This is a genomic window from Phenylobacterium sp. (assembly GCF_037968635.1).
Classification (GTDB): Bacteria; Pseudomonadota; Alphaproteobacteria; order Caulobacterales; family Caulobacteraceae; genus Phenylobacterium.
In genome coordinates, this window is the sequence record NZ_JBBKVV010000077.1 from 1 (window position 1) to 14,387 (window position 14,387).

At 65.7% G+C, this 14,387-nt stretch carries 18 protein-coding genes; 8 read left to right on the top strand and 10 right to left on the bottom strand.

The window, feature by feature from the left end; translation table 11 throughout:
- A partial coding sequence (locus tag AAC997_RS09130; protein WP_340645380.1) for an outer membrane beta-barrel protein occupies positions 1-917 on the top strand: 917 nt, incomplete at its 5' end.
- Between the two features lie 64 nt (positions 918-981).
- Here the strand turns inward: AAC997_RS09130 and AAC997_RS09135 are convergent.
- The gene (locus tag AAC997_RS09135) at positions 982-1,449 is read right to left on the bottom strand and encodes a 2TM domain-containing protein (protein ID WP_340645381.1); all 468 of its coding nucleotides are present in this window, start codon (positions 1,447-1,449) and stop codon (positions 982-984) included.
- A gap of 147 nt (positions 1,450-1,596) precedes the next feature.
- On the opposite strand from AAC997_RS09135, the gene AAC997_RS09140 reads away from it, so the two are divergent.
- A complete protein-coding gene (locus AAC997_RS09140; protein WP_340645382.1) occupies positions 1,597-2,283 on the top strand; it encodes an HAD-IA family hydrolase in 687 nt (228 codons plus the stop codon).
- Here AAC997_RS09140 and AAC997_RS09145 read toward each other — a convergent pair.
- Both AAC997_RS09145 and AAC997_RS09150 read right to left on the bottom strand, forming a co-directional pair.
- Entirely contained in the window at positions 2,280-2,768 is a 489-nt protein-coding gene (locus AAC997_RS09145; protein ID WP_340645383.1) for a YdcF family protein, read from the bottom strand. The two genes, AAC997_RS09140 and AAC997_RS09145, sit on opposite strands and share 4 nt — an antisense overlap.
- Before the next feature lie 32 nt (positions 2,769-2,800).
- The gene (locus tag AAC997_RS09150) at positions 2,801-3,115 is read right to left on the bottom strand and encodes a hypothetical protein (protein WP_340645384.1); all 315 of its coding nucleotides are present in this window, start codon (positions 3,113-3,115) and stop codon (positions 2,801-2,803) included.
- Positions 3,116-3,369: 254 nt separating this feature from the next.
- Between AAC997_RS09150 and AAC997_RS09155 the strand changes: the two genes are divergently transcribed.
- The 4 genes from AAC997_RS09155 to AAC997_RS09170 are packed head-to-tail and all read left to right on the top strand — an operon-like array spanning position 3,370 to position 6,882.
- Complete coding sequence (locus tag AAC997_RS09155) at positions 3,370-4,485, top strand: ABC transporter permease (protein WP_340645385.1); 1,116 nt, start codon at positions 3,370-3,372, stop codon at positions 4,483-4,485.
- Between the two features lie 23 nt (positions 4,486-4,508).
- Positions 4,509-5,315 carry an ABC transporter ATP-binding protein gene (locus AAC997_RS09160; RefSeq protein WP_340645435.1) on the top strand — a complete coding sequence of 269 codons (807 nt, stop codon included), beginning with the start codon at positions 4,509-4,511 and terminating at the stop codon, positions 5,313-5,315.
- The gene (locus AAC997_RS09165; protein WP_340645386.1) at positions 5,315-6,253 is read left to right on the top strand and encodes an MlaD family protein; all 939 of its coding nucleotides are present in this window, start codon (positions 5,315-5,317) and stop codon (positions 6,251-6,253) included. Before AAC997_RS09160 ends, AAC997_RS09165 begins: the two co-directional genes overlap by 1 nt.
- Positions 6,250-6,882: an ABC-type transport auxiliary lipoprotein family protein gene (locus AAC997_RS09170; protein ID WP_340645387.1), complete on the top strand. Its 633-nt coding sequence runs from the start codon at positions 6,250-6,252 to the stop codon at positions 6,880-6,882. Before AAC997_RS09165 ends, AAC997_RS09170 begins: the two co-directional genes overlap by 4 nt.
- A gap of 12 nt (positions 6,883-6,894) precedes the next feature.
- On the opposite strand, the gene folD is transcribed toward AAC997_RS09170, so the two are convergent.
- On the bottom strand, positions 6,895-7,791 hold the full coding sequence (folD, locus tag AAC997_RS09175) for a bifunctional methylenetetrahydrofolate dehydrogenase/methenyltetrahydrofolate cyclohydrolase FolD (RefSeq protein ID WP_340645388.1): 897 nt from the start codon (positions 7,789-7,791) through the stop codon (positions 6,895-6,897).
- A gap of 81 nt (positions 7,792-7,872) precedes the next feature.
- Between folD and AAC997_RS09180 the strand changes: the two genes are divergently transcribed.
- Positions 7,873-8,355 (top strand): low affinity iron permease family protein, encoded by a 483-nt coding sequence (locus AAC997_RS09180; protein WP_340645389.1) that lies wholly within the window; start codon positions 7,873-7,875, stop codon positions 8,353-8,355.
- Here AAC997_RS09180 and AAC997_RS09185 read toward each other — a convergent pair.
- Positions 8,352-9,365, bottom strand: coding sequence for a S1/P1 Nuclease (locus tag AAC997_RS09185; RefSeq protein ID WP_340645390.1), 1,014 nt, complete (start codon positions 9,363-9,365; stop codon positions 8,352-8,354). The two genes, AAC997_RS09180 and AAC997_RS09185, sit on opposite strands and share 4 nt — an antisense overlap.
- Before the next feature lie 40 nt (positions 9,366-9,405).
- A complete protein-coding gene (locus AAC997_RS09190; protein WP_340645391.1) occupies positions 9,406-9,987 on the bottom strand; it encodes a glutathione S-transferase family protein in 582 nt (193 codons plus the stop codon).
- Between the two features lie 166 nt (positions 9,988-10,153).
- On the opposite strand from AAC997_RS09190, the gene AAC997_RS09195 reads away from it, so the two are divergent.
- Positions 10,154-10,633, top strand: a complete 480-nt coding sequence (locus AAC997_RS09195; protein WP_340645392.1) for a 3D domain-containing protein — start codon at positions 10,154-10,156, stop codon at positions 10,631-10,633.
- Between the two features lie 29 nt (positions 10,634-10,662).
- On the opposite strand, the gene AAC997_RS09200 is transcribed toward AAC997_RS09195, so the two are convergent.
- The 4 genes from AAC997_RS09200 to AAC997_RS09215 are packed head-to-tail and all read right to left on the bottom strand — an operon-like array spanning position 10,663 to position 14,386.
- Entirely contained in the window at positions 10,663-11,472 is an 810-nt protein-coding gene (locus AAC997_RS09200; RefSeq protein WP_340645393.1) for a ferredoxin--NADP reductase, read from the bottom strand.
- 31 nt (positions 11,473-11,503) lie between these two features.
- Positions 11,504-12,241 carry a phosphoadenylyl-sulfate reductase gene (locus tag AAC997_RS09205; protein ID WP_340645394.1) on the bottom strand — a complete coding sequence of 246 codons (738 nt, stop codon included), beginning with the start codon at positions 12,239-12,241 and terminating at the stop codon, positions 11,504-11,506.
- Between the two features lie 2 nt (positions 12,242-12,243).
- Positions 12,244-12,747 carry a DUF934 domain-containing protein gene (locus AAC997_RS09210; RefSeq protein ID WP_340645395.1) on the bottom strand — a complete coding sequence of 168 codons (504 nt, stop codon included), beginning with the start codon at positions 12,745-12,747 and terminating at the stop codon, positions 12,244-12,246.
- Positions 12,731-14,386 carry a nitrite/sulfite reductase gene (locus AAC997_RS09215; RefSeq protein WP_340645396.1) on the bottom strand — a complete coding sequence of 552 codons (1,656 nt, stop codon included), beginning with the start codon at positions 14,384-14,386 and terminating at the stop codon, positions 12,731-12,733. The genes AAC997_RS09210 and AAC997_RS09215 overlap by 17 nt, the downstream gene beginning before the upstream one ends.
- Position 14,387 lies beyond the last annotated feature (1 nt).

Here is a 14,387-nt window from a genome sequence, read left to right on the forward strand (position 1 = left end):
TTTATCGCATCTGCTCGCATCCGGTCTCCGTCGCGGCGCGTAGAGCCGTCTACAGCCGCCGGGTCCTCTGGCAGCGAAAGCTTGAGCGCAACGTCATGAAAAACCTCGTCTTCGCCACAGCCGCCCTGGCCGTGCTGAGCACCGCCGCGACCGCCCATGCCCAGGACAGCGACTGGACCGGCGCCTATGTCGGAGCCCACGCCGGCTGGGGCTGGCAGACCAAGAACGACAGCGAGACGATCACCTTCGACAACAATCTCGACGGAAACTTCAACAACACGGTCAACACCTCGACCGGCGCCAACGCTTTCTCACCGGGCTTCTGCGGCGGCGCGGCGGCGAGCTCCGTCCCGGCGGGCGGCTGTTCGGAAGAGGATGGCGGCTTCGAGTTTGGCGGCCGGCTCGGCTATGACTGGCAGTTCGGCCCCTTCGTCGTGGGCGCCCTGATCGAGGGTAGCCGCACAAATGTCGAGGACTCCGTCGCGGGCTTTTCCACCACGCCGGCCCAATACACCATGACCCGCAAGCTGAAGACCCTGGGCGCCATCCGCGCACGCGGCGGCTACGCCTTCGGCGACAATCTGATCTACGCCACCGGCGGCGTCGCGCAGGGTGAGGTCAAGCACAGCTTCAACACCACCAACACCGCCAACACCTTCCGTCTGACAGACGACGACAAGGCTTCGGGCTATCAGTGGGGCGGCGGCTTCGAGCGCAAGATCACGCCGGAGGTCACCCTTGGCGTCGAATACCTCTACACCAACCTCGAGGACGACGGCTTCGTGGTCCGGGCCGCCGGCCCGGCGGCCGCCACCAATCCTTTCCTGATCGCGAACGGCAACGGCGCCGACTTCCGCCGCGGCGAGGAAGACTTCGAAGTCCACAGCGTGCGTGTCACCGCCAGCTATCGCTTCTAGGCCCCAAGGGAGGCCGGCGATCCGCCGGTCTCCCACTTGGCTCGGCCGCCGCGCAGTTTCGAACTCAGAGCTTCCGGCCGAGGTGCTTCTCGACCTGACGCCGCTCCCAGCCGCCGTCGAGGAACGGGACGAACCCGAACACCGAGGCGCCGTGGGCCAGGACCCCCAGGCCCCAGCCCAGGGCGGGCCAGACGAACCAGAGGTACTGGGAGTACCCCACCAGATTGACGCCTGCGAGAATGGGGATGACGATCAGGTACTGGGTCAGGTGAATGTAGAAGCCCTTCACCTTGCGGACGTGGGCGAGGGCCAGGGCTTCGTCGGGTCGGATTTCGGATTGTCGGGCGTCCATGGAAGGCTCCTTGAGGCGGTTGAGATCAATCTCGAAGACGGCCGCCAGGGCCTTCATCGACTCAAGACTGCCGGGTTGGCCGCGCTCAAGACGCTGAACGGTGCGCACGCTGAGACCGGAGACTTCCGCCAGCTGTTCCTGGGACCAACCCCGTTGCAGCCGCAGCTTCTGGATCAACATGTGCGTCCTCCTTCAAGATCGCTCCAAACCTGGACCGACGCGCCATTCCGCCGCCACGTCAGCAACCCGTCAACTTGGCGACAGCACACCGACGTTCAGCCGACAGCAAGGCGACAGTGAGGGGCGCATGCCCTGCGGATGCATCAGATGCAGGCTTCCCCGGGGTTCACCCTTCCAGCGCCGCGCGCCACGGGCTACGAACCTGTCGTGGTTTATCGACTCGCAATATTCGACTTCGACGGCACGCTCGCGGATTCCTATCCGTGGTTCACCAGCGTCCTCGATCACATGGCGGTCCGGCATAAATTCCGGTCCATCGACGCCGAGGAGCGGGAATCGCTACGCGGGGCCAGCGCGCGCGTGATCATGAAGAGCGTGGGTGTTTCCACCTGGAAGCTGGCGCGGATCGCCAAGGATTTCCGGGCGATGAAGAAGCAGGCCTCTTCCGGCATCCCGTTGTTCCCAGGCATTCCCGAGTTGCTGCGGGAGTTGCATGCCAAGGGGGTGATCCTGGCGTTGGTGAGTTCCGACACGGAAGCCAGCGTGCGCATCGGCCTGGGGCCTGAGCTGGCGGATCTGTTTGTTCACTTCGACTGCGGCGCCTCGCTGTTCGGCAAGGCGCGGAAATTCCGCCGGGTGCTGCGCAAGCTGTCCATGACCAAGGCCAACACCATCTGCATCGGCGATGAGGACCGCGACGCGCGGGCCGCCGACAAGGCCGGGATCGACTTTGGCGCGGTGACCTGGGGCTATTCGACCCCGGAGAGCCTGATCGCCCACAACCCCAAGCTCACCTTCGCCGCTGTTCAGGACATCGCCGCCATCGCGGGCTAGCGTCGGGCGATCCGCGTCAGCGCCCAGTCATAGGGATAGGCCAGCACCTCGCGCGCCACCATCCGCAGCCGGTGGGAGCGGGTTCCAACGTACCCCTTGCTGATCGGCCCGGTCCGGCTGGCGACGCCCAGGGCGCGCAGCAGCATGCGGCAGCGGGGCGCATGATAGCCGTCGGTGCAAACCACTGCGCCCTCCAGGCCCTCAGCGCGGATGAACGCGGCGGCCGCGACGACATTTTCCATTGTGTCGCGGCTACGCTGATCGAGGGCGATGCGCGTGGGCGCGATTCCCGCCTCGATCAGCAAGTCGGCCATGAGGCTGGCTTCCGAGGGCCCGTATCGCCCGACCCCGCCGGAGCAGAAAATCAAAGCATGAGGATCGTCCAAGGCTGCCTGTCGGCCATACGCGACGCGCCGACGCAGAGCGGGGCTTGGTCCGCCGTCAGGCCAGACCGCCGCCCCGAAGATCACGATCGCCCATGCCATGACACCAGGATGACGGACGGCGAGGCGGCGAGCTAGTCAGCGTTCATCGGCGGACTGTGTTCCTCGATCAGGTCCTCGCGCTCGGCTTTGCGGACCGCCCCACGCACGTTCAGGCGCGTCAGCACCTCGGTGACGCCATAGCGGGCGTGAGCCTCATCCAGAGCAGCCTGCCAGTCGCGAGCCGACAGGCACTCGGTCTCGCCGGCATAGAGGATGTTCGCGCCCTTGGGCGTCACCTGGGCGATGACATAGTTGGCGCCGACCGGCGGCAAGGTGCGCTCCTCTTCCAGGGAGGAGTAGCGGTAGACCGAACCGGACTTGCCGGCGAAATCGATCTGGCGGGTCAACGGGACGCTCCCGGCAGCTGGACGACTGAACATCGCCCCCTGATACCCGACCGAATTGGGCAAAAGATAGGCTTCGCGCGTATTCGGCGATCACCAGAGCGCGAGCGGACCCGCGATCTCCCGCGGAGCAACGGAACAACCGGCGCCATAAGGCGTTCGGCGTGTGGGGTGGGCTCTGCTAGGCTCAGCATCTGATCCAGGCTCGACTCAATATCCGAGTGAGCCGCTCCAGGAAGGCGCAGACCAACCAGTCTATGGAACGACCGGCCGACTTCACCGTCAAGGATGCCCGCCACCAGGGTGTCATAGAGCTGACCGGCGACTGGACCGCTGGCCAGATCGGGCCGGCCGCCAGCGGCCTGCGCGACGAGTTGTCCGGCCGCAGCGCCGTGGAGCTCGATCTCACCAAGATTGGCCGCATGGACACCGCCGGAGCCTATGCCGTCATCCAGGCGTCGGGCGACAAATACGATGCCGCCCGAGTAAAGGCACGGCCCGAAACCCAGCGCCTGATCGAGTTGGTCAGCCATGCGGCCCTGCCCAAACCGGCGCCCAAGGCCAAGCCCCGCGGCTTCCACGAGCTGACCATTCGCATCGGCAAGGGCGTCGTCGATCTGGCCCAGGAAATCTTCGACACCCTGGTGTTCGCCGGTCATCTGCTGGTGGTGCTGTTCCGGGCGATCCTCAATCCCCGTCGTATCCGCTGGGCCGCCTGTGTGTCGCTCGCCGAGCGCGCGGGCCTTGACGCCATTCCGATCGTCGCCACCACCACCTTCTTCATCGGCGCGGTGGTGGGTCTGCTAGGCGCCAACATGTTGCGTCAGTTCGGAGCCGAGGTGTTCGCCGTCGAGCTTATCGGCATCGCCGTGCTGCGCGAATTCAACATCCTGATCACCGCCGTGCTGCTGGCAGGGCGCTCCGCCTCCTCGTTCGCCGCCGAACTCGGTTCGATGAAGATGAACCAGGAGATAGACGCCATGAAGGTCATGGGAGTCGATCCCTTCGAAGCTCTGGTCTTCCCCCGGTTCGCGGCCCTGCTTTTCACCATTCCGCTGCTCACCTTCGTGGCCACGCTGGCGGGGCTGGCGGGCGGCCTGCTGATCACCTGGTCGGTGCTCGACCTGGGGCCGTCGTTCTTCCTCCAGCGCATCGTCGACAATGTGGGCATCAGTCAGTTCTGGATCGGGCTTTCCAAGGCGCCCGTGATGGCTGCGGTGATCGCCGGGATCGGCTGCCGCCAGGGCCTTGAGGTCGGCGGTGACGTCGAGTCCCTCGGGCGGCGTGTCACGGCGGCGGTGGTGCACGCCATCTTCGCCATCATCCTGATCGATGCCGTGTTCGCGCTGGTCTATATGGAGTTCAACATTTGAGCGTCGAGGCCGAAGATCAGGTCCTGACGGAGGACGAACTGCCCGAAACCGGGCCCGCTATTGTGGTGAAGGGTCTGGTGTCGCGGTTCGGCGACAACGTCATCCACGACGACCTGGACCTGGTGGTCCAGCGCGGCGACGTGCAGGGGGTCGTGGGCGGATCCGGCACGGGGAAGTCGGTGCTGCTCAACACCATCATCGGCCTGAAGTCTCCCGACGGAGGCACGGTCCAAGTGTTTGGCCAGAACATCCAGAACGCCTCGCGCCGCAAGTGGTCGGCCGTCGAGCGCAGCTGGGGTGTGATGTTTCAGCAGGGCGCCCTGTTCTCCAACCTGACCGTGCGCGAGAACGTGGCGGCGCCCATGTACGAACACACCAACATGCCAAAACGGGTGATCATGGAGCTGGCTGAGCTGAAGATCGCCCTAGTGGGTCTGCAGCCCGAAGCCGCCAACCTGAAACCCTCCGAGCTCTCAGGCGGCATGCGCAAGCGCGCGGGGCTGGCCCGGGCGCTCGCCCTGGACCCCGAACTGCTGTTCCTCGACGAACCCACAGCCGGCCTCGATCCCATTGGCGCTGCAGCGTTCGACGAACTGATCAAGGACCTGTCGGACAGTCTGGATCTGACGGTCTTCATGATCACCCACGACCTGGACAGCCTCTATGCGATCACCGATCGCGTGGCCGTGCTGGCTGACAAACAGGTGGTGGCCAACGCCCCGGTGAAGGACCTCGAGAAGTCCGATCATCCGTGGATTCGTGAGTATTTCCTGGGACCCCGCGGCCGCGCCGCGACGGACTCGGCGAAGAGATCCAAGACGGTAGGCTGATGGAAAAAGACGCCAACTACGCCCTGGTGGGCCTTTCGACCCTGATCCTGTTCCTGGGCATGGTGATCTTTGGCGTCTGGCTGGCCAAGGTCCAGTTCAGCCGCGATTACCAACTCTACGACATCGTGTTCCAGGGACCCATCAACGGCCTGACCCAGGGCGGTGAAGTGCGGTTCAACGGCATTAAGGTGGGCGAGGTCACCAAGATCGAGCTGGCGCGAGACAATCCAAAGAACGTGGTCGCGCGCGCGCGCGTGACCTCCGACGTGCCGATCCGTATCGACTCCGTGGCTACCCTGGAGCCTCAGGGCATCACAGGTGTGAACTACGTGCAGATCAGCGCCGGAACGCCATCCAAGCCGCTGCTGCAGGATGTCACCGCCGAGGGCAAGGTGCCGGTGATCCGCAGCCAACGCAGCACTCTTTCGGACCTCCTTGAAGGCGGCGGAACGGTGCTGAGCCGAACCGTCGAGGCCCTGGACCGGGTCAACAAGGTGCTGTCAGACCAGAACGTGAAAATCTTCTCCGCCGCGCTCAGCGACACCCAGGCGGTGACCGCCGAACTGCGCGAGCGAAAGGCGGTGATCGCCGACGCCCAGAAGGCCCTTCAGAGCATCGACTCCGCAGCCCAGTCCATCGCTCAACTTGGCCAGTCGAGCCAGAATCTAGTGGATGGTGACGGCAAGCGGACCATGAAGAACGTTGCCGACGCCGCCGAGGAGGCCAAGGCGGCCGCCAAGGACCTGCGGCAGATCATGGGCAAGCTGGAGGGGCCCACCAGCGACTTCGCCACCACCGGCCTGCCGCAGCTGACCGCTGCGGCCGTGCAACTGCAGTCCACCGCCGAGGCGCTGGAGCGCCTGGCCAATGAAATCCAGACCAATCCCCGCGGCGCCGTCAGCAAGCCGGCCGCCAAGGAAATCGAGGTGAAGCCATGACCCGCCTGCAGCGCCTGATCCGGCTCTCGGCCGTGGCCCTGACCGCCGTGGCCTTGTCCGGCTGCATCTCGCTCTTCCCCAAGAGCAAGCCGGCCCAACTCTATCAGTTCGCATACACCGCGCCGACCGAGGCCTCTGACGCGACGGTGTCGCGGTCGGTGGGCGTCCTGAAGCTCTCCAGCAGCTTCGTGAAGGCTGCGGCCGGCGATCGGATCATGACGGTCACCGGAGCCAGCGACGTGGCCTATATCGCTGAGGCTCGCTGGGCCTCCCCGGCCTCGGTGTTGTTCGAGGAGGCCGTGAACGGGGCCTTCGACCGGGAAAACAGCGCCGTCCGCCTGATCAGCCGCGGCGAGATCGGCCAATCGAACCACATCCTGAAGCTCGACGTCACGGATTTCGAGGTCGTCTACACCTCGCCCAAGGCCCGCCCCCAAGTGCTGGTGACCGTGCACGCGACCCTGACCCGTTCGGGCGACCGGACCGTCGCCGCCGAGCGCACCTTCACGGAGAGGGTTCAGGCCGGCGAGGATCGCCAGGGCGCCATCGTCGGCGCCTTCAACGCCGCCACCAGCCAGGTGCTGAGCGACCTCGTCGCGTGGACGGCCAGCAGCACGGCAGACCGTTAGGAACGCTCTGCCCTAGCCGTCCAGGCCATTGATGCGCTTGGCCGCCGTCACGGTGTTGGCCAGCAAGCAGGCGACGGTCATCGGGCCGATGCCGCCGGGAACCGGGGTGATGTAGGCGGCGACTTTCTCGGCCTCCTTGAAAGCCACGTCCCCGACAAGCTTGGTCTTGCCGGCCGCGGCCTTGACCGGATCGCGGAACGGCACGCGGTTGATGCCGACATCGATCACTGTTGCTCCCGGCTTAATCCAATCCCCCTTGATCATCTGCGGGCGACCCACGGCGGCCACCAGGATGTCGGCCTCACGGCAGACGCCGGGCAGGTCCACGGTACGCGAGTGGGCGATTGTCACGGTGCAGTCGGCCTGCAGCAGCAACTGAGCGATGGGGCGGCCCACCAGAACCGAGCGGCCCACAACCACGGCGCGCTTGCCGGCCAGATCGCCGAGGGTTTGACGCAGCACCAGCATGCAGCCGAGGGGCGTGCAGGGAATGAGCGCGGGCATGCCGCTGGCCAGCAGGCCCGCGTTCACGACGTGCAGTCCGTCGACGTCCTTGTTGGGGTCGATGGCGGCCAGGATCATCTTCTCGTTGATGTGCCGGGGCAGCGGCATCTGAACAAGAATGCCATGGATCTTGGGGTCTTCGTTCAGCTGTTCCACCAGGGCAAGCAAGTCCTCCTGAGCGGTGTCGGCCGGCAGCAGATGAGTCTCGGAATGCATCCCGGCTTCGCGGGATTGCTCGCCCTTGGAGCGGACATAGACCTGACTGGCCGGATCCTCGCCCACGAGCACCACCGCCAGGCCAGGTTGGATGCCATGCTCGGCCTTCAGTTGGGCCACCTCGCCGGCGGCCTGGGCGCGCACCGCCTGGGCCAGGGCCTTGGTATCGATGACTTCAGCTAGGGACATGGGCGCTCCTCGGCGGTCCGGAACTCGCGCGTCCGACTATCCGTTCAGGCTGCGCCGCGCAATGCGGGCTGGAGCGTATGCATGTCCGGGTACACGGCTTTCTTCACCAAGTTCTCCACGGCGGTGTCCAAATGGACCGGTCGCCCGGTGGTCTTCGCCGTCTGCTGCGGCCTGGTGATCCTTTGGGCGCTGTCGGGTCCCCTGTTCGGTTTCTCAGACACCTGGCAGTTGGTGATCAACACCTCCACAACCATCATCACCTTCCTGATGGTGTTCCTGATTCAGAATACCCAGAACCGCGACAGCAACGCCCTGCACGCCAAGCTCGATGAGCTGATCCGCGTCTCGGACGGCGAGAACGGATTTATCGGCATCGAGAACCTCAGCGACGAGGAACTGGAGGCGATCCTGGCTGAGTGCGACAAGAACGCCACCGAGCTGCGGATGGAGGCCAAGAAGCGCGGCCGTAGCGGTGAGCTGCCCTCGCTGCATGCCAGCAAGGGCAGCGCCAAACGCGCGAAGCCCGTGGCCAAGGCCCCGGCGCGGAAGAAGACCGCCGCTTAGTCTGTCAGCTTGCCGTACAGTGAAGGATAGGGATCGACCTTTCCACTGATCACCTCGGCGACGCTGGCGGGAGGCCAGCCGATCTTGGTCTTGGCGCTGTCGATCCAGGCAAGCGCGATCAGGTCACGCAGCTCCGCAGCGCCGGCAGCCATTCGGGTCCGCGCGAATTCGACGCCCCGGGGATCGGCGGGCGCGAAGCCACCGGCCTTCTCAAGTTCATAGAACGGCACCACCTGCTGACCGCTCACCAGCAGATAGGCAGCCACTCGCGCCTCGATGGCGCAGTTGCAAGATGTGGCCCCCGGCATGCCCGATCGGATCATCTCGGTGGTCACGTACCTGGGCGCAAAAACATCCTCGAAGGGCCCGTGGACCCTGGCCGCGCTATAGCCCTGCGGATTGGGGTAGGCGCCCCAGCCGTTGTAGTGGGCGCTGACATGCAGGGGTTGGGCCCCGTCACCCACATAGTGACCCAGATAGCCGATGGTCATCAGCGCCTGCTGTTCACGGCGCAGGCGATCGGCCTGCAGCCAAGCCTTGCGGGTCGCGTCCTTCTCGCGCGGTTCGGCGGCCATCGCCATGCGCCAATACCCGAAATCGGTCACCAGTTGCTGGTACTGGTCGACGATGGCGTAGGGCAGATAGCCCGCCTTCCAGCTGTCCTGACCCGCGGCCTGCAGCGCGGCCTCGTACAGAGCGCGGGTGGGCGGCAGGGCGTCCAGGCGCGGACCGCCCAGGATGCGACCGTCCTCCTCGTAGTCGACGAAGTGGGCGGGATCACGGTTGCTGTCGTGGATCTTGCCCGACCCCTTGGACCGGTCTGGTTCCCGGGACAGTTCACCGATCGCCGCGATTCCAGCCGGTCCACGCACGAAGGACGGCAAGGTGTCAGGCAGCGCTCGGGCCGCCTCCTGACCGATCATGCGGTGGCCGTGGTTGCTCCAGGCCAGGGCCGGGGCCGGGGTGGCGACGAGCAGGACGGCGACGAGGTTCAGGGCAAGACGTTTCATGCCTCCGATTTGAAGCCCACCCCCGCCGAAGGCAAGCCGGCTAGATGATCTTGAGCGCCTTTTCAACTCGCCCGATCCAGGCCTGCACCTTCGGATAGTCCGCGAGGCGGAAGCCACCGTCCTCGGCTTCCCGCGTATAGGCCACCAGGGCGACATCGGCGAGGCTGACATGGTCGCCTACCAGGAAGGACGAGGCCGCCAGGCCGTCCTCGATCCGCCGCAGGGCCGCCTTGCCGCGCTCGACAATGCGGGGCTCCAGATCCGCCACCGACTTGCCCTGGAAGCGCACCTGGAAGCGGGCCACCGCCACATACGGTTCGTGGCTGTACTGTTCCCAGAACATCCACTCCAGCATCCGCGCCCGTTCATAGGCGTCGGCCGGGATCAGGGCCGAGCCCTCGGCCAGATACAGGATGATGGCGTTGGACTGCGCCAACGGCCGACCGCCCTCCAAGATTATGGCAGGGACCTGTCCTGCGGGGTTCATGGCCAGGAATTCCGCGGTGCGGGTGGCGGCCTTCAGGACATCGGTCTCGACCCAGTCATAGGTCAGGCCGAGATGATCGGCCGTCCACTTCACCTTCAAGCAGTTGCCCGAGATCGAGTCGCCAAAGATGCGCATGCGCCGTAACCCTGTTGTTGCAGGCGGCTTCATAGACCAAAGGTCCACAGGCGCAATGGATGCTGTCCACGGGGTTTTGCGACCCAGGCTATTCCCGGGGTTGCCCTGATGTCGGAGTCCCGCTACTCAGGCCCTCGCTGACAGATCAACGACGTAGGATCCCCATATGGGACGCCACCTCGCCGCCCTGGCCGCCCTTCCCCTTCTGGCTTTCGGAGGTGGAGCGCACGCCGCTCCTTCCGACCCCATCGGGGATCTTCTGATGAACGCTCTGACCGGCACTGTGCCCGGCTCGGCGGACTACCGCCTGCGCGCCACCCTCTATCATGCCGGGGCCAAGGGTGTGGGCGGGCTGGACTCACTCGGCTGCAAGGTGGTGGCCATGCGCACCGCCGCCATCGACAAAAGCCTGATCCCGCGCCGCACGATCCTGTTCATCAAGGAGACGGTCGGACTCTCGATGCCCGACGGTTCGGCGCATGATGGCTATTGGTACGCCTCCGACGTCGGCGGCGCGATCAAGGGCCAGCGGATCGACCTGTTCACGGGGTCCGGCTCCGGCTCGATGAAGCCCCTGCGGCCGCTGAACCTGTCCCACCTGACGGTGAAGAAGGCCGGCCAGTTCAAGGGCTGCCCCCCGAGCTGAGGCCCAGCCTTCCCGTCAGGGAGGAGAGATCACGTCTCGACGAAGGCCCGCTCAAGCACGTAGTCGCCGGGACTGGCCAGCGAGCCTTCCACATAGCCGCGGGCTTCCAGCAGGGTCTTCAGGTCAGCCAAGACCGAGGGGCCGCCGCAAAGCATCAGGCGGTCGACCGCCGGGTCGAGCGGTGGAAGACCCAGGTCCTCGAAGATCTTGCCGGAGGCGATCAGGTCGGTGATCCGGCCCTGGTGCTTGAACGGCTCGCGGGTGACGGTGGGGTAATAGCGCAGCTTGGGCGCGACGATCTCGCCCAGGATTTCATCCTGCGGCAGTTCGGTCTCAAACAGCTCGCGATAGTTCAGATCGGCCACATTGCGCACGGTGTGGGTGACGATCACCTCGTCGAAGCGGTCATAGACCTCCGGATCGCGGGCGAGGCTGAGCCAGGGGGCCAGGCCTGTTCCGGTGCCCAGCATGTAGAGCCGCTTGCCGGGCTTCAGGCCGTCCAGCACAAGGGTGCCGGTGGGCTTCTTGCCGATCAGCACCTTGTCGCCCACCGTGATCTTCTGCAGGCGCGAGGTGAGCGGCCCGCTCTCTACCTTGATGGAATAGAACTCCAGCTCGTCGTGCCAGGACGGCGAGGCGATGGAATAGGCGCGCAGCAGCGGCTTGCCGTCGACCTCCAAGCCCACCATCACGAACTGCCCGCTCTGGAAACGGAAGGCCGGATCGCGGGTGGTGCGGAACGAGAACAGGCTGTCGGTCCAGTGCTGGACCCAGGTCACGGTCTCATAGAGGAAGGCGCCGGCCTTCTTGGCCGGGGCGGCGGCGGTCACATCGGTCATGATCGGTCTGCTTAAGTTTTTAGGTCGCGGACTAGATATCGCCGCCGACGTTCGTCACGGCGTCGGGCGCGCGGGCGACATGTATGCCGCATTCGGTCTTTTCGGAACCCGCCCAGCGACCGGCGCGCACATCCTCACCCTCCTCCACGGCCTTGGTGCAGGGCCAGCAGCCGATGGAGGGGAAGCCCTGGGCCACCAGCGGGTGGGCCGGCAGATCATGCTGCGCCATATAGGCGTCGAGTTCGGTCTTGCCCCAGTTGGCCAGGGGATTGAACTTCACCTGGCCATCGGACGGCTCCACCACCGGCAGGGACAGGCGGTCGCCGCCGTGGAAGCGTTTGCGGCCGGTGATCCAGGCGTCGAAGTCCTTCAAGGCGCTGTCGAGCGGGATCACCTTGCGGATGTTGCAGCAGGCGTCGGTGTCGGTCTGCCAGAGGTTGGCCTTGGGATCGACGGTGGCCAGGTCGGTATAGAGCGGCCGCAGATCGCGCACGTCGGTCAGGCCCAGCTTGGCGGCGAGGTTGCGACGGTAGTCCAGCGTCTGGCCAAACAGCATGCCGGTGTCGAGGAACATGATCGGCATGTCCGGCTTGATCCTGGACACCATGTGCAGCAGCACCGCCGACTCCGCCCCGAAGGACGAGACCAGAGCCAGCTTGTCGCCGAAGGTCTCGACGGCCGATTCCAGCACCGTCACCGGGTGGGCGTGGCGCAGTTCGGCGTCGAGCCGCAGGGCGACGTTGGGACGTTCCAGGTTATCAAAGGCCATACTCAGGACTCCGCACGCTCGGTGAAGGCCGGGGTGCGGCCGTCAGGGGCGCGTTGATAGACGTGACGATGACGATTGGCGGCGTGGGCCCACTGTTCCGGGCTCGAGCCGTCGGCGGTTTCGAAAGAGTCGCAGCCGCAACGGGTGAGGAAGTTGGCCTCCTCGCGGAGAACCTCGCCCACGGCGCGGATCTCGCCCTTGAAGCCGAAGCGTTCGCGGACGAGGTGGGCTGAGGAGAAACCGCGGCCGTCGCGGTATTTCGGGAAGGCGATGACCACCACCGCCAGCTTGGGCAGGTCATAGGCAAGCGCCTCGACCTCCTCGTCCGGCTCGATGCGCACACCCACGGCGCGGCCCTGGGAGATCAGGGCGTCGCCTTCCGCAGAGAACCGGGTCAGCGAGATGATCACGTCGCCCAGGGGCATGCCCTCGTCATCGGCGACGTGGGTGAAGGGGTCGTCGGCCGAAACGAACTGGCCGTCGATGATCCTAATGAGCTTCGGCATAGACAGCCTCCTTGAAGGGGGCCGCGCCCGTGCGGCGGAAAGTGTCGAGGAAGCGCTCCCCGTCGGCGCGTTCGCGCAGATAGACCTCCACGATGGTGTCGATGGCGTCGGTCACGCGGTCGGCGGGCAGGGCCGGGCCCAACATCTTGCCGACCTCGGCGTCCTCGGCCCCGGAGCCACCCAGGGTGAGCTGGTAGAACTCCTCACCCTTCTTATCGACGCCCAGGATGCCGATGTGGCCGACATGGTGGTGGCCGCAGGCGTTGATGCAGCCGCTGATCTTGATCTTCAGCTCCCCCACCAGCTCGGCACGGTCCTGATCAGCGAAGCGGTGGGCGATGTCCTGGGCGATCGGGATGGCCCGCGCATTGGCCAGGGCGCAGTAGTCAAGGCCCGGGCAGGCGATGATGTCGGTGATCAGATTGATGTTCGGTGTCGCCAGGCCTGCGGCGGCAAGCGCCGTAAAGACCGCATGGGCGTCGTCCAGCTTCACGTGCGGCAGGACCAGGTTCTGCTCGTGGGTGATGCGGATATCGTTCTGGCCGTAGCGCTCGCCCAACTCGGCCACCACGTCCATCTGATCGGAAGTGGCGTCGCCGGGCGTGTCGCCGATCGCCTTCAGGGAGATCTCGACGATGGTGTAGCCGGGCCGCTTGTGGGGTTTCAGGTTGTTGCGGGCGAAGCGCGCGAAAGCCGGATCGGCGGCCTTGGCGGTCTCGAAGGCTTCCGACCGGTTCACCAGGGTGTCGAAGGTCTTGGGCGCGAAGGCCGCGCGGATGCGGGCGATCTCGGTGTCGGGCATGTCGGCGCCCGTACCCACCTTCTCCCACTCTTCCTCGACCTGACGGCGGAACTCGTCGGCGCCCAGGGCCGCCACCAGGATCTTGATGCGCGCCTTGTAGCTGTTGTCCCGGCGACCGTGGCGGTTGTAGACTCGCAGGGTCGCGTCCAGGTACGAGAACAGCCGGTTGGCCGGCAGGAATTCCTTGATGGTCGGGCCGACATAGGGCGTGCGCCCCATCCCGCCGCCGACGATCACCTCAAAGCCCATCGTGCCGTCACGGGCGCGGCGAACCACCAGGCCGATGTCGTGGACGCGGGCCGCCGTGCGGTCCTTCGGCGAGGCGGTGACCGCGAACTTGAATTTGCGCGGCAGGTGGCTGAACTCGGGGTGCAGCATCGACCACTGGCGGATCGCCTCGGACCAGACGCGCGGGTCGTCGATCTCTTCGGCGGTGGCGCCGGCATAGGGATCGGAGGTGACGTTGCGGATGCAGTTGCCGCTGGTCTGGATGGCGTGCAGGTCGACGGTGGCCAGTTCCTCCAGGATCGCCGGGGTTTCCCGCAGCTTGATCCAGTGGAACTGCAGGTTGGTCCGTGTGGTGAAGTGGCCGTAGCCCTTGTCGTAGCGGCGGCCGATATCGGCCAGCTTGCGCAGCTGTGTGGCGTTCAGCGAGCCATAGGGGATGGCCACCCGCAGCATGTAGGCGTGCAACTGCAGATACAAACCGTTGCGAAGGCGCAGCATCTTGAACTGGTCTTCGGTGATCTCACCGGCCAGGCGGCGGGCCACCTGTTCCTTGAACTCCGCGGCCCGGTCGGCGAGGAATTCCCTGTCGATGGTGTCGTACTGATACATC